Origin of the sequence: Rhizobium sp. Leaf306, from assembly GCF_001423425.1 — a bacterium.
GTDB classification, from domain to species: domain Bacteria; phylum Pseudomonadota; class Alphaproteobacteria; order Rhizobiales; family Rhizobiaceae; genus Neorhizobium; species Neorhizobium soli.
Map to the genome: position 1 here is coordinate 219,119 of NZ_LMNX01000002.1, position 17,264 is coordinate 236,382.

A 17,264-nucleotide genomic window follows, 5' to 3' on the forward strand; every position below is an offset into this window, starting at 1 on the left:
GGTCTCCTATTGCCGAACGAGCGTCAACGAGGTGACTGAGCCTGGAGATATTTCACTTATAACGAAAGCGCCATCGACTGCGCCGATGTCGAAAATGGCGCGTGATAGTGGGTTGGCCAAGTGCGCCTCGACCATGTTTCGTACGCCACGTCCTCCATTTGATAGGTCAACAAGGCATTTCTGCTTAAGCGCCGTTTTGGCAGTGTCCGATATCGAAATGCTGAAGCCAAGTGCCCGGGTACTTTCCAGAAGACTGGACACCATGCCCTCAAAGATGGCCTCCGCCACCGCAGGTCGGATGAAGTCAAAGACAATAACGTTTTCGCCAATCCGATTGAGGATCTCGGGGCGGTTGAGATTGAGTTTGAAATGGCGATCAATCTCTTCGCGGACTTTTTCAGTAACTAGCTCATGGCTGTCGTTCGACGAGACATTTTGTACTCGCACACCACTACTATCGGTGCGGTAAATTCCAAGGTTCGATGTGAAGAGGATGATTGCCTCGGAGAAGTACACTCGGTCACCTCGCCCGGAGGTTAGGACGCCGTCGTCAAGGATCTGCAGGAACTTGTCGAGGATTTTCGGATGCGCTTTTTCGATTTCATCGAAAAGGACCACGCTGAACGGCTTCTCGCGAATGGCGTTCGTTAGCTCACCACCCGCATCGTAACCAACATAACCTGGAGGAGCGCCTATCAATCGCTGATCGGCGTGCTCGGCACTGAACTCCGACATGTCGAACCGTATGTAGGCAGACTCGTCACCAAACAGGAGGCTTGTGATCGTCTTGGCCAACTCAGTCTTGCCGACGCCCGTCGGACCGGCGAGGAATGCGACGCCTCGCGGTCGGCCGTTTGTAGAAGATCGCCCAATCCCGGTTACAGCTCGTTTGATTATATCGAGCATGTGGACGACGGCGTGATCTTGGCCCTTCACACGAGAAGCGATGAAGTCCTCGGCGCCCAAGATTCTCGCGTGATCTATCTGCCGCCAAGGGTCGTCGGTGACTCCGACCTTGTAGCGCCTGATAGCGTCTGAGATCTCTGATACTCTCAGCCCTTCGTTTCGCCCCAGCTGAGCGATTGAGTTCATGTCCGCGAGCAGGAGGCCATCAGTCAGGTTCACGAACGCCTCAGCTGACTTATCGAGTTCCTCGGGTCGCACATCGCGAGCATCTGGGAGTGCCCGCAACATCGATCTGGACAGAGACTTTCGTGTCAGACTATCCGGAGCAGCTATCGAGATGTGGCGCAGCTTCGGGTTATCGACCGTGAGCCAGTCGGGTAAATCGGTTTCTCGGTCAGCGATCCATATGATCGTGTTGTAGAAGGGTCGGCGTGCAGGTCCAGCAGGCCGGGCGTTAGACGTGTGGCTGACGATCTGGGCTTTCGTGAAAAGCATTTGCTCAGCTGGTGCAAGAGCATCTGCACGGTTAATCAAGCGCGACGCGAAGTTGACGATAAGCACTGCTGGATCGCCGGTAGAAGCCGTAAAGTTGGTGAGCACGCTGTTGAGAACATCCAGGCCCATTCCGACGGTGTTGTCGGACCCAAGGCCATTGCGGGCCATCACTGTCAGGGCATCTTCCGCAGAAGAGCTTCCACCCGGTAAGCTGAAGCCGAGCAACGGAGTGAAAACGATCACGTCGTTGTACCCGGAGGCTCGAAGCTCCATGTCCAGGCAGAGCGGCAGCGGAATGGCGGCAATCGCGCCTGGCGACGTCTCATAAGCCTGAAGGTCTCTGATATTGCCAGTCAGAACAAACTGGCTTTTCAGGGGAAGAAATCGGACGAGATCACGTAGCCAACGGGGTTTTGAGGTCACTATACATCAATCGCTATTAATCGCCATTGGTGTGTTAGATCATGGATTGGGTGATAGTAGAAATGGCCATTTTGAGCTGGTTGCGAGATTTCCCGTTTGCTCCTGCCCGATCGCACTATGCCGAGCCGCTCTAGGGCGGAGATCGCTCACGAATTGCCTAGAGAACCGAGCCATGTTCAACGGCTTCAGGCAAGCAGGCAGTGCAAAACCAAAAGGCAATCGATCACGGCAGCCAATGACGCAGGTTTCGCGTCCATCCTCCTGGTAACAATCGAGGCCTTCAGTCAGACCTCTAACGTGATTGACCGCTTCCTCTTCAGTGGACGCTGTGACCCAGAAGGTCGCCATTGCGTATGTGTCGATTAGATATTCCGGCATTGGGCTGGTCCGTGATTGCGATAAGACAATTTTGGAGCCGGATTTTGCCGCAGCATTGATCGATACGACATCCTGCCGATCGCGGGGACCTATGAGCAGAATTTGGGTTAAGCCGCTTGCGTCGTCAGATTTTTCCGGTGACACTTTTCTCAATGAAACCGAGACCTGCACCAATGCAGATGTATTCCGCCGACATTTTTATATCCGCCACTGCTGTTTTTGTCGCTGAAGATGAGCCTGAAGTCAGACAAATGAACGATCAGGCAAAAGAGACCCCGCTCACAATCCCGCAAGACGTATTTTTCACAGATCGAAACTTCAACGATCCTTTGCTTGCTAACCTGACCTTTGCCACGACCTTCACGTACTGGACGTTACTTGAAAACACGCCGCTGGTTGATCGAGGACCGGTTGAGGCATTTTTGCGGTCCGACCGCGAGGGTGGCGTACCTCGGCGATACCGATTGTTTTCTGGTCATGTCATGATCGGCGCGACGGTCTATCTAAAGGCGGATCGGCGAAGCAAGGCGGAGTCAACCATCGAAGGGCTCGATCAGACCACGTATGAATTTAGCACAAATGGCAATGGTACGGCTTTGCTTGGGCTGAGCGAGTTGAAGGGCATCTGTTTTAGGGAAAGGTTCACTTGTCACATCCTGAAGCCGAATAAGCTTACGCATCGCGGCGCCTGTGCCCGGTATAATGGCCCGAAGGGTGGTGGGAAGGCATGAAGACTAGCGATACGCCTGATAGTGAGCAACTGTTGCATCAACATGTTAGTCCCTCGGCGACTGATCCTAACAACGCCCTCCGGTCTGGTGCCTCCCACCGCCTTCGAGAATATCTTGCCAGCAACAACTCAACGCTGGCCGACCTGGGGGAAGGCGACATGGCTAGGTTAGTTCAAGCTCTTGAGGCCCATTGGTCAGCAATCCATCACCATACGCTTGGAGAGCAACTGTAGCCCCCGAGAAATTCTTGCCGCCTCGCCTTGCGATCCGATGTCAGATCGCAGGCGATACCAGCTAGGCGCAAATTATTCCGTTCAAGGTATAAAAGAATTCGACTATACCTTAAACGGAATAAACAGAGGGGAGGGCGCAATGATCTTTGGTGTCGATTTCAGCAAATTTCGAATCGTGCGTGAAGCAGCTAATATGAGCCAAGCGAAGCTTGCCGACCTAGCTGGAGTTTCGCAAGGGAAGATTTCGACGATTGAGGCAGGTAAGGCCAATCCGGAAACTTCGACTTTGAACGCGATATGTGCAGCGCTCGATGCTGAGCTGATCCTAGTTCCTAGACGAATAAGCGGTGATGTCCGGAACATGGTCGATCGGCACCTGAACCGGCACCAGCCACCAGTAGGTCGTGTCATGTCGGTCAGAGACGAGGTCTTTATTCCGGATGGCGATGACTGACGGCGCGGTCACTGTCAGCTAGGCGAACTAACGTTACTACCGATGTCGGATTCAGTCTTCAGGGCTGCGGGATCGGCCACCTGAAGAAGCCAAATCGAAAATTATTGAGACTTACAGTTCCCTGATCCCAAATTTAACTTTGCCAGGCCCGAACCTGGCGATTTCTACTGAAACAACTACTCGCGTTTTGTGCGACCGTCAGACTATGCTTGCCATCATGGATTGATTCGAGGGCTTGAGATGGCGTCCGTTGGGGTTTGTAGAAAACAAGCGGCAATTGTCCTTCCGATGAGTTGTTCACTCGCAAGCCCTTTCAGACGTAGTTGGCATTTTGTGTACATGCTCGACTGGCGGCAGGAGAGGGTGCTTGCAGTTTAGGTTTATCGCATCGTTGATCGTATTCCTTGGCTCGTATTTCCCGCTGAGCCTAATTTTGCTTGCTCAGGATTATCGCTACGAGTTGGCTATCGCTCCATTTTGCTGGCCGATCGATGCGGCGAAGTGCGTCTTTCCGTTCAAGAACGGCACTCTCCCGCTTATTCTATTCGGGGTTTGTCTTGCCTGTCTGTTGCTGTCGCTATTGGGACTGACGACTATCAAGCCGAAGGTGCCTGTTGATATCCAGGAGGTGAAATATGTTCCCTCGGAGTTTATGGCATATACGCTACCGTACGTTGTTTCGTTTATGAGCCTTGAATATCAAGACACCGGCAAACTCGTTGGCCTCGTCATCTTTCTCGGATGGATGTTCGTCATCACGCATCGATCGGGGCAACTGGTATTGAACCCACTGCTAATCGTATTTGGGTGGCGCCTCTATGAGGTTACGTATTTCTATCCCGGAAACGACCAAACTCGCACCGGTTGGGCTCTGTCGAAGGACAATATCGAGCCAAACACGCGCACGGACGTGGCAACCGTGCAAGACACAATGATTATCAAGGCACGTACGATAAAGGTTTCCGGCTGATGGCGGCTCTCGAAGATTTGAAGGCGTTAGACCTTGCACAAGCGCAGGTCACATTGTGGACCGTAAAAGGCCCGACCGGCCCCGCCGCCGACACCCCGAAATACTCCGGGAGGTGGATAGATACCACTGACCAGGTAGACGACGTCCTCAAGGAAATCCTCATAGGGGATCTCGCTAAGACGGAAGAAGTCCTGGAGTACGGGCTACTTGCGCAAAACAACGAAGCAAGTGCGCTCACGATAGGGTTCGATGAGACCCACGCTGACCAGCTCCTCGATGAAATTGCAGCTGAATTGCCGCAGAAGAAGGCGTCAGCGGTAAAACACCTCCTCAACGCCAAGTTTTATGTCGCGAAGTTCATTATAGGGACGCAGGTAATTTATGCCGTTCGGAAAACCGAGGACGGATGGAAAACCAAACGGGCATTGAACGTAAGGGACCTCTATTTTGCGGATCAGCAACTAGCGCTAGATGATCGCCCCCATTTTCAACTTAGCAAGAACTTTGATTTTTTCATTTTCGGCGGCGAGATTCTGGTAAAAACCAAAAATGCGTTTGAGTCATTCCTACGCTACAAAAGTGACCAGCGTCAGGAGTTCGTCGGGCTCCAGGCAGAACCAGAATTTCTTGATATTTTTTTGGATGTGGCACCGCTTGTTGCATATGTCGGCGACAACAAGATCCAACTCCGGCGTGCCTTCGCGATCCGCGATAAGGGACATTACAAGGACCCGTTGTTTATGCAGCGGCTGCGTGACAATCAGGCTGAGTATGGCTTCGAGATTCAGTTCGATCCTCAAGGAAAGATTGTAGCGACCCCGGAGACGTGCGCTCAGATCATGAAGGCATTGCTCGATCACAGGCTCAAATCTGGGTTCTCAACCCTCATCTATGACGTCCAGGACACGACGCCGGTTCAAGTTTGATCCGGGGCCTTAGTGCTGCTCTAGCTGGAACTTGAGCCATCTTTGACGGCACAAATAAGCCCCCCTGGTTCGCATCGTTGAGAGGCGCAAGGGGCGTTTTCATCGACGAATTTGGATCGCTTCGCAGCAACGATTGGGCAATGAGATTGGATAGATTGGTCCCGGGCTGCCCGCACGTCACACTTAGTTCGCTCCGATTTCCCATGGACTGGAAGACGCGGGAAGTGTGGCGGTGACACGACGCAAGCATTGGCCGTGGGAGGCCGCATTACAGCTGACATGGATACAGCTTCGATCGATGCATCCATGTCGGGCTCGGTTTTTCATGCCGAAACCGCTCGTAGCCATCAGGCTGAGCTACAAGACAGGGAAGGGAGATCCCAAGAGCCTTAGCGTGCAGCTATCGCATCAAATCATGGTCACGCGCCGTCGTGGTTTTTCGTCGTGCTATGTCAAGGGTGCTTTGACAACTGGGGCCTTCGGCTGGTAGAGGCGGCGCTTGGAGTTCGCTCGTAAAGCGGTGCGCAAATCCTTGTTCACAATTTCCAAGTCAAACCATTCCGGATCGAAATGACCGCCACACCATCGCAGCGTTTCCTCATGCTCCGGGTCTGATTCATCTGCGATGATTTCCAAGAAGCGTTCATAGCCCGACGTTCCGCCGACATCTTCTGGTGGACGCGCTCTGGCTCCTTCGAGGCATCTGCCGAATTTGAGCACCTTATCGTCAGTGGCAAACGCCTCGATCATTATCGTATGCCGCCAACCGTCGCCGAAGTCGTACAGGTACCTGAAAGACGATCCCACTTGGAAGTCACGAAGACTTACTTCCCGGAAGTCGAAAACACGCGATCCATCGTTGCAGTCGCCATCCGTCAGAAGCTCGACGTCACCGAACCTCAAGCCGCCAATCTGAAATTCATGAAGATGATAGTTCCACCAGCTGAAAGCTGCTTGGATGGAGAGGTGCAACTGCTTCAAAGTCCAGTACGAAGGCAGGACCAGTCGTCGCCAGACGTTCGGTTTGATCTCGTCGATAGTGATTTGGACTTGCACTGTGTTCGGTGCTTGAAACATGCAGTAGTTGAACGGCATTGGACGTCGAGGTCAATACCGTCTCTGGGCTATGAGAAGCACGTTACGAAAGCGGGGGATCAGTGACGACTGCAAAGTTCTGCTGCCTGCATCTAGAGTTACCACGGCCAGGCGCACAGCTACCGCGACAAAAATAGCAAACCAGCAGATTCCAGCGCAAACCAAGGCGGCACAATCACGATTGCTTCTCATGTGGAGGAACTCAAAGAGAAAATGGCGCACCCGACAGGATTCGAACCTGTGACCTTTGGAATCGGAATCCAACACTCTATCCAGCTGAGCTACGGGTGCATGCCGAAAAGCGATGACTCGCTTCGTCCGATGAGACGGTTCTTAACCCAGGATGCTTGCGGCATCAATTGGCAAAATCGGGAAATCGCAGCCTGTGGGCAAGATAGCGGCCGTGGGCGTCCCGCGGGGCTGCGTCGGGGAGAGGGAAAGTGGGAGTGATCCCTTGCAATTTTCGCTGGGGACAGGGATATCGTCGGGGCAGGGCCGTATCTGGCCGCGAGGGGAGCAGGCACGCATGATCGATCCGAACCACCCGTTTTATGGGCCGCTCTGGCGGCGGATCCTCATTCCGGCGATCTGCTTCGGCTGGGCTGTGTTCGAGCTTTATGCCGGTTCGGTCACCTGGGCGGTCATTTCCGGGGGTCTCGGCCTTTATGCGGCCTACAAGCTGTTCCTCGAAAAGCGGCCGGCTGCACCGGTTACGATGGCCGACCCTGCACAGGACCAGGATGCGCTGGCCGACGATGCGCAGCTGCGCAATGCGCCTGAACAGCCTGCCGACAGGACGTTCGACAAGACCTGAACTTTAAAATCAGCCGAACATCCGCGCGTGGATTTCCCGCGCCCTGATCGCCTGGTCGATCAGCAGGTTGGCGATCTGCATCCGCGTGGTCGCCGCCGGACGGAACCGCTCGGCCACGCCGTCCGGATGGTTGGTCTTGGCAAACCGTCTTCGCTTGTCGTTAAGCGTGGCTTCCGTGTCGACGTCGACAATAGCAAGTTCGCCGGCAATCTCATCCGTCGTCAACCGGGTCAGGTGTACAGGTATGGACGGTTCTACCGGATCGACCGGCTGCGGCTGCGGGGTTTCGGATGTGAAATCACCTGGCGAAGGCGGAGCTTGCGCCTCCATCTCTTGCTGCGTGCCGGCTCCCGGTTCCAGTTCCGAGATGTCGGCGAGGTCTGCGAAATAGGCGTTGGTGTCGCCAGTCGCACCTGTCTCTGGTTCCTCGTCGGTCGTCGAGATGACGAAACCCGTTCCAAGGCCGCGGACGCGGAAATCCGCTGCCGCCTCGACAGGTTGTTCGTCGTCGCGCTCGCGCTTCAGCCGTGTCAGCACCGACTGGAAGATCGATTGTCCCAGCAGCATTTCAGCTCCCTTGCTATCGGCGCAGACAATCATGCCTGGATGGTGCCGGGCTTGCGCGAGAGTCGGTTAAATTTACGTAAACAACGACGGCTGTCTTAGGCAGCCGATCCTGATGTCACGACTGGTTTTGTCCTTGCGTGGTCTGGCTCTGCCCGCCCTGAACCTGGCTCTGTCCACCTTGGCTTTGGCTCTGTCCACCGCTCTGGCTTTGCGAACCCTGGGTCTGTGAGCCTTGAGCTTGAGTCTGGCCCTCATCCTCCACCGTCAGCGACACCTTGAGGTTTTCGCCGAACGTCTCGGAGACCCGGCCGATGCGCATGCCGGAGATCGGGGCTGCGTCGCGGTAGTCGAGGCCGGTGGCGAGCCGCACATAGCGCTCGTCCGGGCAGACGTCGTTGGCCGCATCGAAGCCGACCCAGCCGAGGCCCGGAATATGCGCCTCCGCCCAGGCGTGCGTCGCCACCTGTTCGGTCGTGCCCTCCATCAGAAGATAGCCGGAAACATAGCGGGCAGGGATATCGCGCAGCCGCGCGGCGGCAAGGAAGATGTGGGTGTGGTCCTGGCAGACGCCGGTCTTTGCGGCAAGCGCTTCTTCGGCGGTGGTTTCTGTCGTTGTGGTGCCCGGCGTATAGGCCACGGTCTCGTGGATCGTTTCCATCAGCGCATGCATGCGGGCAAGCTCGCTGTCGCCGGTCAGGGCTTCTGCCAGCGCCTTTACAAGCGGGCCGGCTGCCGTGCGCGGGGTTTCGCGGAGAAACAGCCAGAGCGGGCAGAAGCCCTGATGGGTGCCGAAAACGCCGGCCTTGTCCACGGTTTCCACCTCGCCGGATGCGACGATGCGGATCGTGTTCTCGCCGCCTTCCGACGACACCAGTTCGACGCGGTTGCCGTATTGGTCGGCATAGCCTGCCTCAACCGTGGCGCCGTCCACGCTCACCGTCCAGTTGATGATCTTCTGGGTGGATCCTGCGGTCGGCGTCAGGCGAAGCCGCTGCAGCGAATAGGGCAGCGGTTCGTCATAGGTATATTCCGTCGTATGGGAAATCTTCAGGCGCATTGTTTCAAATCCTCAAGGGACGCCACTCGGCCCGTCCTACTGGTAAAAGCGATAGCCTTGCGAAATCTCGGCGCTCAACTGGTTGTTGCGCGATACGAATTCCTCGAGAAACTCATGCAGGCCGTGATCCATGATCTCGGTGATCGATCCCCGCGTCAGCGTCGCGCGGATCGCGTCGGCCGTGTCGTGGGCCGTGTGCCGCTCTGCGTATTCCCGCTGCAGGTAGCCGAGATTGCTGACGATCTTTTCGTAGCAATAGGCAAGCGAGCGCGGCATCTGAACTTTCAGGATCAGGAAGTCGGCGATATTGCCGGCCTGATAGTCGCCGTCATAGACCCAGCCATAGGAGCGGTGTGCGGAAACCGAGCGCAGGATCGATTCCCACTGGAAATTATCAAGCGCGCCGCCGACCTGGCTGACGGAGGGCAGAAGCACGTAATATTTCACGTCGAGAATGCGGCTCGTGTTGTCGGCCCGTTCGATAAAGGTGCCGATGCGCGAAAAATTGTAGAGATCGTTTCGCAGCATGGAGCCGTGAAAAGCACCGCGGATGAGGGCGCAGCGGTGCTTGATGACGTCGATCAGTTCCGGCAGTTCGGTGGCCTTGAGGTTGCGCGCAAGCCGTGCCTTGAGATCGAGCCAGGCTTCGTTGGTGGCCTCCCAGGTTTCGCGCGTCAGGGCAGTTCTGACCATGCGGGCATTGTTGCGGCCAGATTCGATGCAGGACAGGACGCTCGACGAATTGGCCGTGTCGCGCAGGAGATAATCCACCGCGTCGGCTGCCGTCAGCTTGGCATGCACCTGCTTATAGGCATCGCGCACGCCCGCACTTTCCAGAACGCCGTGCCAGTCCTCGTCGGAGGATCCGGCCCGCGTCAGCGAGACGCGCAGGCCGGCATCGACGAGTCGGGCGATGTTTTCGGCACGCTCGATGTAGCGGAACATCCAGTAGAGGCCGTTTGCAGTTCTTCCCAGCATGTTTTACGCCCTCAATCTTCCAGTACCCATGTGTCCTTGGTGCCGCCGCCCTGGCTGGAATTGACCACCAGTGAACCCTGTTTCAGGGCCACGCGTGTCAATCCGCCGGGAATGATCTTCACCTTGTCGGACACGAGGACATAAGGGCGCAGATCGACGTGGCGGGGGGCAACGCCCTTGTTGACGAAGATCGGCACGGTGGACAGAGCCAGCGTCGGCTGGGCGATGTAGTTGGTTGGTCGCGCCTTCAGCTTTGCGGCAAACTCGGCGCGCTCGGCTTTCGTCGCGGTCGGGCCGACCAGCATGCCGTAGCCGCCCGATCCATGCACTTCCTTGACTACCAGTTCCTCGAGATGCTCGAGCACGTATTTGAGGCTGTCGGCTTCCGAGCAGCGCCAGGTCGGCACGTTTTCCAGAAGCGCCTTGCGGCCGGTATAGAACTCGACGATCTCAGGCATGTAGGAATAGATCGCCTTGTCGTCGCAGATGCCGGTGCCCGGCGCATTGGCGATGGTGATGTTACCGGAGCGGTAGACGTCCATGATGCCAGGAACGCCAAGCGCCGAATCCGGCCGGAATGTCAGCGGATCGAGGTAATCGTCGTCGACGCGGCGGTAGAGCACGTCGATCGCCTCATAGCCGCGCGTCGTGCGCATCTTCACCTTGCCATCGATGACACGAAGGTCCGATCCCTCGACCAGTTCGACGCCCATCTGGTCGGCCAGGAACGAGTGCTCGTAATAGGCGGAATTGTAGATGCCGGGGGTCAGCACCGCGACACGCGGCCGTCCCTTGCAGCCGGGGGGTGCGAGCGAGGCCAGCGACTGGCGCAGCTGGCGCGGATAATCCTCCACGCGCTGCACCTTGTTCAGGGTAAACAGCTCGGGGAACATCTGCATCATCGTTTCGCGGTTCTCCAGCATGTAGGAGACGCCGGACGGGGTTCGGGCATTATCCTCCAGCACGTAGAACTGGTCCTCGCCGGTGCGCACGATATCGGTGCCGACAATGTGCGTATAGACGCCGCCCGGCGGCTTGAAGCCGATCATTTCGGGCAGGAAGGCCACGTTCTTCTCGATCAGCTCGCGCGGAATGCGGCCGGCCTTGATGATTTCCTGCTTGTGGTAGATGTCGTCGAGAAAGGCGTTGAGCGCCACAACGCGCTGCTCGATGCCTTGCGCGAGCTTGCGCCATTCGCGGGCGGCGATGATGCGGGGAATGATGTCGAAGGGGATGAGCTTTTCGGAACTGTCGGCATGGCCATAGACCGCGAAGGTGATGCCGGTCTTGCGGAAAATGTTTTCGGCGTCCTGCGTCTTGCGGATCAGATGCGCCGTATCCTGGCTGGCATACCAATCATAATAGGTCTTGTAGGGCAGACGCGGCTGGTCGTCCGCGGTTAACATTTCATCAAATGCCAAAGGTATGTTCCCCATTTTTGGTCATAAGAATACAACGGCATTGGCAATGCAAGAACCATGCTCAGTTGCGTATGACAAATACACGACCCGTCCTGATGCGGTGAGATAGGGCCTGAACGACGATCAAAAAGGGCAACTGCCGATGGAATTAGCGACGGCTCATCTTCGGTCGTAGAAAGACCGCTCGTCAAAGCAGCAACTGCCTCATCGCTGGTCACACCAGAGACCGGATCTTAGTCGCACACCGTCAGCTGCGCTGATGGGAACGGTGAGTATTTCTACTTTGACCGCGTCGCCGCCACAGCCTAATCAGACGCCGGATCATTTCCCGTCCACCGGCCTTGTCAAAGCCACGCTCCGGAACCTTCTAATGCTCGACCGCCTGGCTCCGGCCGTTTTCGTTTTCCTGTGGTCGACCGGGTGGATCGTCGCCAAATATGCGTCCGCCCATGCGGACCCCGTCACCTTTCTGGCCGCCCGGCATGCACTGGCGGCCGTCGTCTTCCTTTGTCTCGGGCTTGCCCTGCGGGTCACGTGGCCAAAGACCGGACGCGAGATCGGCCATGCGGTGCTTTCAGGCATTTTTCTGCACGGGCTTTATCTCGCCGGCGTCTGGTATGCGATCGGGCAGGGCGTGCCCTCGGGGTTGTCGGGCATCATTGCCGGGCTGCAGCCGCTGATGACGGCGGCGGTCGCGCCGTTCCTGCTTAGCGAAACGCTTTCCCGCCGGCAGAAGCTCGGCCTCGCGCTCGGCTTTGCCGGTATCTTCATCGCCATCTCGCCGCAGCTTTTTGCAAGCCTGTCGGCCGGCATGACCGGGCTTGGCCTGCCGCTTCTCCTCAATCTCATGGCGATGGGGTCGGTCACCTACGGCACGATCTACCAGAAGCGCTACCTGCAGCAGGGCAACCTCGTTGCCATCGGCACGCTGCAATATGTCGGAGCGTTCATCGTGACGCTGCCGGTCGCCTATCTGATCGAGCCCATGCGCTTCGACTGGACCACCCAGGCACTCGCCGCCATGGCCTGGTCCGTCATCGGCATCTCGCTCGGTGCCGTCGCACTGCTCCTCTACCTCATCCGCCGCGGACAGGTTTCACGCGCAGCCTCGCTGATCTATCTTGTGCCGCCCGTCGTTGCCGTCGAAGCAGCAATCCTCTTTGGCGAACCCGTGACCCTCCCCATGGTCACCGGCACCGCGATCGTGGTTCTCGGCGTGTATCTGGTGAACCGCAAGGCGAGGGCGGGGTGAGGGCCATTTGAGGCTGAACCTCTCTCGCTCCGACCTCCTCTGCGTCAACATGGCGGATGTTGTACGCAGCCGTTCTCATGTACTGCTCCGCCACGCTCGTGAATGCACTCAAAAGCCTGGATATCACCGACATGTGGGATTGGTTCCCGATCGTCTTCTTCCCGCTCAAGATCATCGTGCTCGGCACAGGCATGTTCTTCGCCATCAAGTGGCATCGGGATCAAGAGAAGAAGAAGTAGCGAGACCGACAAAGGTGAGGGGCGAGTTGCTTTGCGGATGCGCTCCCGCCGTTTTGCGCCAACAGCGGACGTAGTCAGCGGGAAACGCATTGCGTATGCTCAGTTAGTTGTCGAATACTGTCGAGCGTGGAGCAATCATCTTGCTCGTCAAAGAGGTGAGCAGTGGATTGGAAACATCACCTGATTCTCGCACTGATTGCAGGCGTATCCGCATCTCTCGCTGCGTTATTGATGCATAGGCGTCTCGCGCGGGGCAATTTGGGTAAATTTGCAGTTTTCGAGCAAATTGTGTTGCCCGCACTGATACTTATAATGGCAGCGCTTATTCTCAGCATTGGTCCATTTGTTGATGCAAGTGGGATGCAGACAAATGAGTCGATGGCGAATATGATTTCCGCCATCCTATTCGGCGCTTCGCTGCTAATAGCGGTAATATTAGTTCCGCTGTTCTTTCCGCTTATTCTCCCATTTTACCTGATGGGTGGTTTTTCGCTTCCGTGGACGTTTCTTTCGATGGTCCCAGTTATCGTCGTACTTTCTGCTATGCTTGGTAACTTAGTAGGGTTCGCCACATCAAAACTGAGCAAAGGGAGGTGGGGTCGTCGCCGCAGCTATGACCGCTCCGGGCCGAAACCGGCCGCCGCCTCCCCACCGTCAAGTACAGGGCAACCGAACAGCAAACGGGGGGCGGCTGCGCCGTGATCATGACATTTCACGGCGCCAATCGATCCTCATCTTTTCCAAGATGAGGAACAGCAATGCTCGGAGACTATCGATCCCGCGCTCTCCACAGCCGCTACGACCGCGCCGTAACAGCATCAATCCGCATCAGAGTAGAAAGTCGTCCGCATACATTTTGTGGGAGCCATGCAGGTCGATCATGAAATCGGCCTTTTTGTCACCGTTGACGTCGGCATAGACGTAGGTATGCGATTTTTCTTTCTCGTAGCGAAGCTCGCCAGCACTGCCGGTGAATTTCTTGGCTCCGATCCAGTCAAAATCCTGGTTTCCGCTGATCTTGGTATCGGCATCGATGGCAGTGAGGTTGATCAGGTCGCGCGTAGCGGAATTATGTTCCCAGTCGGTGATAACATCCGCCGCCTTGACGGTGCTTTCCTTGATCGACTTGAAAAGGAACGTGTCCTCTCCCCAGCCACCCGACAAAACGTCCTTGCCGGCGCCACCGTAAAGCACGTCGTCTCCGCGACCAGCGTAGAGCTTGTCATCACCGGCGCCACTGATGAGCTTGTTCATGCCTGTGTCGCCCTTCAGCGTGTCGGCACGTGCGGTTCCCCTGATATCATCCAGATAATCCACAACGTTCAGAGCAGAACCCGTGAGAGCGCCTACAGGATTGCCCGCCTTGTCGTGTGCGGAGACTTCCAGCTCATAGTGGAAAGAGTTGAGGTCGTAAGCCTGGTAGCGCACGTCCCTCACGGCAACGATCTGGTTGCCTTCCAGAGCAAAAAGGTCACTGAATGTATCTACGTTGCCGACCGAGCCGTACCAGACCATGGCATACATGCTGAAATCGAACTGCAGGTCCGCCGTATCGTAGCCCTCGGCCCCCAGGGTCGCCACGACCGTTCCCGCTTTCGTATTTTCTCTGATCTCAGTCGGAAGACCCGTAATATCACCGATAGCCATGCTTTATGTCTCTCCGCCGGAGGTCGCCAACATCATCGACGGCCATCATCAAAGGTCTCAAATAACCCATTGCGAAATAGCGGCATCCGGCATTGAACGCAACAATAAGGTTAGCCCCAGATTGCCCCGCCACCCATTATGATTGATGACTAAATGGACGTGTCCGCTTCGGCCCAACTGCGGTCGTTCACTGCCAATGTTACGACAACGCTGCTAGGGTGTTGAGGAAGGCGCGGACGGCGGGGTTCGACCATCGGCTCTCGGGCCACAGCGCCGTGATATTGTGCCGGTCTACCGCATAATCGGCCAGAACCGGCACAAGGGCTCCACGCCTCACCCAAGCGCTTGCCATGAAACTGGTTGCCATTCCGATGCCGCTACCCGCTGCGATCGTCGCAAGCACGGCTTCGCTCGCGTCCACAATAATACCCGAGGACGGCACGATCTCAACCTCCCTGTCCCCAACGCGGAAAGGCCAGCGGAATAGCTGGCCGCTACTCTGGTAGCGCAGGCTGACAGTCTCATGCTCTGCCAATTGGTCCGGGTGGGTCGGCGGACCGCGCCCGGCCAGATATTCGGGCGAGGCATAGCAGCATAGCCGATGCGGCAGGAGGCGGCGGGAAAGCAGGCGCGAGTCTGCCAGATCGCCAATGCGGACCGCGACATCGAAGCCGCCTTCGATAAGATCAACCATGTGATCGCTCAAACGCAGGTCTATGTTAACCTTCGGATGGAGCCTGCGAAACTGAGGAAGCACCGGCGCTATAACGTGCAGGCCGATCGGCAGAGATGCCGCGATCCGTAATGTGCCGGCGGGCTCAGTGCGCGCTGCTTTTGCCGCCTGCTCGATCTCTTCTGCGTCGTGCAGTAGCCTGAGCGCACGCTCATGCAGATCGCGTCCTTCGGGCGTCAGCGTCAGGGAACGTGTCGTGCGCGCAAAAAGCGAAACGCCGAGCTGTTTTTCCAGCCGCTGAATGCTTTTGCTGACCGCCGAGGGTGAGATGGACAAGGAGCGGGCGGCGGCAGTGTAGCTTCCGAGCGAGCCGGCGCGAGCGAATGCAATCAGCCCCGTCAGCCTATCAATTCCCATTTGTTCCCTCATGGCACTACTAAAGCGAATTATCTGATGATTATCAATCGAAGGAGTTGATCGTATCTTCAGTCATCGAAACGACTATCCAAGCGAGGCCATGATGACTGACATGATGAAAGCCGTGCGATTGCACGAGTTCGGTGGACCAGATGTACTCCTCTACGAGGATGCGCCCCGACCGGAAATCTCGGCTGTCGACGTGCTTGTTCGCGTCCATGCCACCAGCCTCAACCCGCCGGATCTCTATCTGCGCGACGGTTACCGACCTCTCCCGCCGAAATGGCAGCCCAATCCAAGCTTTCCGCTGATCCTTGGTACCGACGTTTCCGGCACGGTTGCGGCCGTCGGCGAAGACGTGTCGCAGTTCAAGGTCGGCGACGAGGTCCATGCGATGGTCCGGTTCCCGCATGACCTCATGACGGGAAGCAGCGCCTATGCCGAATATGTTCGTGTCCCCGCATCGGACCTGGCGCTGAAGCCCGCCGGGATCGACCACATCCAGGCTGCCGGCGCGCCGATGTCGCTCCTGACCGCCTGGCAATTCTTGATTGATCTGGGACACGATGCGCCGAACCCTTTCCAGACCTTCCCGCATGCACCGGCTCCGCTCGACGGCAAAACAGTGCTGGTGAACGGCGCCGGCGGCGGCGTCGGCCATCTCGCAGTCCAGATCGCGAAATGGCAAGGCGCGAAGGTGGTTGCCGTCGCTTCCGGCAAACACGAGGCGCTTCTCAATGATCTTGGCGCCGATATGTTCATCGACTACACGAAGACGTCTGCCGACATAGCGGCGAAGGATGTTGATCTGGTGCTCGATGCCGTCGGCGGCGCGACTATGGAACGCTTTCTCCCCAGCATTAAGCCGTATGGCGCCCTGTTTCTCGTCAACCCGCTGGGCTTTTCAGGTTATGACGGAGCCGCGCGGCGAAAGATCACCGTCTCGACGACGCAGGTGCGCTCGAACGGCGCGCAACTGGCAGAGGCCGGCCGTCTGCTTGAGGACGGCTCCATACGGGTGGTGATCGACAGCACCTATCCGCTGGCCGAGGCATCGGCAGCGCATCGTCGTGCTTCCGAAGGGAGCATCCAGGGCAAGATCGTGCTGGTCGCCATCTGATCACCACTTGACCAGTCAAGGCCGAGGCCGCCGCGAACAGGTGGTCGGGGCGCTGATGGAGGAGCTATCCCCATGCTGATTATCACCGGCTACATGCACGTCGATCCAGCCGATCTGGCGCAATGCATGATGGAACTGAATGCGCTGGCATCCACAACACGGAAGCGTCCGGGAAGCATCACGTATGATGCTGCCGTGGACGATCCACAATCAGGTCGATTGCTGATATCGGAACGTTGGGTCGATCAGGCTGCGCTTAGCGCTCATTTGCAGGCAGCCGACACGATCGCGTTCGTCAGCCGCTGGATCGGTAAGATGCGAGGCGAACTCAAGAAATACGACGCATTGAACGAACGCGACATCATGGATTGCTGATGCTGCTACTGGGTTGGAGGTCTGCGTCCGCATTGGGCCAACAGTCGACCTCGACAGTTCTGCCCCGACACGCGACACTGCGGACGATCGTAG

General features: G+C 57.1%; 17 protein-coding genes, 1 tRNA gene and 1 pseudogene. 10 read left to right on the plus strand and 9 right to left on the minus strand.

What is annotated here, in order from left to right; translation table 11 throughout:
- Positions 1-6: 6 nt before the first annotated feature.
- Positions 7-1,824 (minus strand): AAA family ATPase, encoded by a 1,818-nt coding sequence (locus ASG19_RS08930; RefSeq protein ID WP_244476130.1) that lies wholly within the window; start codon positions 1,822-1,824, stop codon positions 7-9.
- A gap of 551 nt (positions 1,825-2,375) precedes the next feature.
- On the opposite strand from ASG19_RS08930, the gene ASG19_RS08935 reads away from it, so the two are divergent.
- From ASG19_RS08935 to ASG19_RS08950, 4 genes are all read left to right on the plus strand, one after another.
- Positions 2,376-2,933, plus strand: coding sequence for a hypothetical protein (locus ASG19_RS08935; protein WP_062455401.1), 558 nt, complete (start codon positions 2,376-2,378; stop codon positions 2,931-2,933).
- Positions 2,934-3,305: 372 nt separating this feature from the next.
- Positions 3,306-3,620: a helix-turn-helix transcriptional regulator gene (locus ASG19_RS08940; RefSeq protein WP_062457867.1), complete on the plus strand. Its 315-nt coding sequence runs from the start codon at positions 3,306-3,308 to the stop codon at positions 3,618-3,620.
- Between the two features lie 367 nt (positions 3,621-3,987).
- Entirely contained in the window at positions 3,988-4,590 is a 603-nt protein-coding gene (locus ASG19_RS08945) for a hypothetical protein (RefSeq protein WP_062455405.1), read from the plus strand.
- Entirely contained in the window at positions 4,590-5,516 is a 927-nt protein-coding gene (locus tag ASG19_RS08950; RefSeq protein ID WP_062455408.1) for a Kiwa anti-phage protein KwaB-like domain-containing protein, read from the plus strand. The genes ASG19_RS08945 and ASG19_RS08950 overlap by 1 nt, the downstream gene beginning before the upstream one ends.
- Before the next feature lie 447 nt (positions 5,517-5,963).
- Here the strand turns inward: ASG19_RS08950 and ASG19_RS08955 are convergent, their stop codons facing one another.
- A complete protein-coding gene (locus tag ASG19_RS08955; RefSeq protein WP_244476131.1) occupies positions 5,964-6,611 on the minus strand; it encodes a plasmid pRiA4b ORF-3 family protein in 648 nt (215 codons plus the stop codon).
- A 214-nt stretch (positions 6,612-6,825) separates the two neighbouring features.
- Positions 6,826-6,902: transfer RNA gene (locus ASG19_RS08960), tRNA-Arg, on the minus strand.
- Between the two features lie 235 nt (positions 6,903-7,137).
- Between ASG19_RS08960 and ASG19_RS08965 the strand changes: the two genes are divergently transcribed.
- Positions 7,138-7,425: a hypothetical protein gene (locus ASG19_RS08965; RefSeq protein WP_062455412.1), complete on the plus strand. Its 288-nt coding sequence runs from the start codon at positions 7,138-7,140 to the stop codon at positions 7,423-7,425.
- Positions 7,426-7,434: 9 nt separating this feature from the next.
- On the opposite strand, the gene ASG19_RS08970 is transcribed toward ASG19_RS08965, so the two are convergent.
- The 4 genes and pseudogenes from ASG19_RS08970 to ASG19_RS08985 form a co-directional block, all read right to left on the minus strand.
- A complete protein-coding gene (locus tag ASG19_RS08970) occupies positions 7,435-7,992 on the minus strand; it encodes a hypothetical protein (RefSeq protein ID WP_062455415.1) in 558 nt (185 codons plus the stop codon).
- 232 nt (positions 7,993-8,224) lie between these two features.
- Positions 8,225-9,049, minus strand: a pseudogene (locus tag ASG19_RS08975) (transglutaminase family protein); the annotation flags it as partial.
- 36 nt (positions 9,050-9,085) lie between these two features.
- Positions 9,086-10,027, minus strand: coding sequence for an alpha-E domain-containing protein (locus ASG19_RS08980; protein ID WP_062455418.1), 942 nt, complete (start codon positions 10,025-10,027; stop codon positions 9,086-9,088).
- A gap of 11 nt (positions 10,028-10,038) precedes the next feature.
- Positions 10,039-11,448 (minus strand): circularly permuted type 2 ATP-grasp protein, encoded by a 1,410-nt coding sequence (locus ASG19_RS08985; protein WP_062455421.1) that lies wholly within the window; start codon positions 11,446-11,448, stop codon positions 10,039-10,041.
- A 370-nt stretch (positions 11,449-11,818) separates the two neighbouring features.
- Between ASG19_RS08985 and ASG19_RS08990 the strand changes: the two genes are divergently transcribed.
- The 3 genes from ASG19_RS08990 to ASG19_RS09000 all read left to right on the plus strand — a co-directional run bounded on the left by ASG19_RS08990 (position 11,819) and on the right by ASG19_RS09000 (position 13,641).
- A complete protein-coding gene (locus tag ASG19_RS08990; protein WP_062455424.1) occupies positions 11,819-12,700 on the plus strand; it encodes a DMT family transporter in 882 nt (293 codons plus the stop codon).
- A gap of 56 nt (positions 12,701-12,756) precedes the next feature.
- Positions 12,757-12,939: a hypothetical protein gene (locus tag ASG19_RS08995; protein ID WP_062455427.1), complete on the plus strand. Its 183-nt coding sequence runs from the start codon at positions 12,757-12,759 to the stop codon at positions 12,937-12,939.
- Between the two features lie 162 nt (positions 12,940-13,101).
- Positions 13,102-13,641, plus strand: coding sequence for a hypothetical protein (locus ASG19_RS09000; protein ID WP_062455430.1), 540 nt, complete (start codon positions 13,102-13,104; stop codon positions 13,639-13,641).
- Positions 13,642-13,767: 126 nt separating this feature from the next.
- Here the strand turns inward: ASG19_RS09000 and ASG19_RS09005 are convergent, their stop codons facing one another.
- Complete coding sequence (locus ASG19_RS09005; RefSeq protein WP_062455432.1) at positions 13,768-14,586, minus strand: M10 family metallopeptidase C-terminal domain-containing protein; 819 nt, start codon at positions 14,584-14,586, stop codon at positions 13,768-13,770.
- A gap of 199 nt (positions 14,587-14,785) precedes the next feature.
- Positions 14,786-15,688, minus strand: coding sequence for a LysR family transcriptional regulator (locus ASG19_RS09010; protein ID WP_156466465.1), 903 nt, complete (start codon positions 15,686-15,688; stop codon positions 14,786-14,788).
- Positions 15,689-15,779: 91 nt separating this feature from the next.
- Between ASG19_RS09010 and ASG19_RS09015 the strand changes: the two genes are divergently transcribed.
- Positions 15,780-16,796: an NADP-dependent oxidoreductase gene (locus ASG19_RS09015; RefSeq protein ID WP_062457875.1), complete on the plus strand. Its 1,017-nt coding sequence runs from the start codon at positions 15,780-15,782 to the stop codon at positions 16,794-16,796.
- Positions 16,797-16,868: 72 nt separating this feature from the next.
- Entirely contained in the window at positions 16,869-17,171 is a 303-nt protein-coding gene (locus ASG19_RS09020; protein ID WP_062455436.1) for a putative quinol monooxygenase, read from the plus strand.
- The last annotated feature ends 93 nt before the right edge of the window (positions 17,172-17,264 follow it).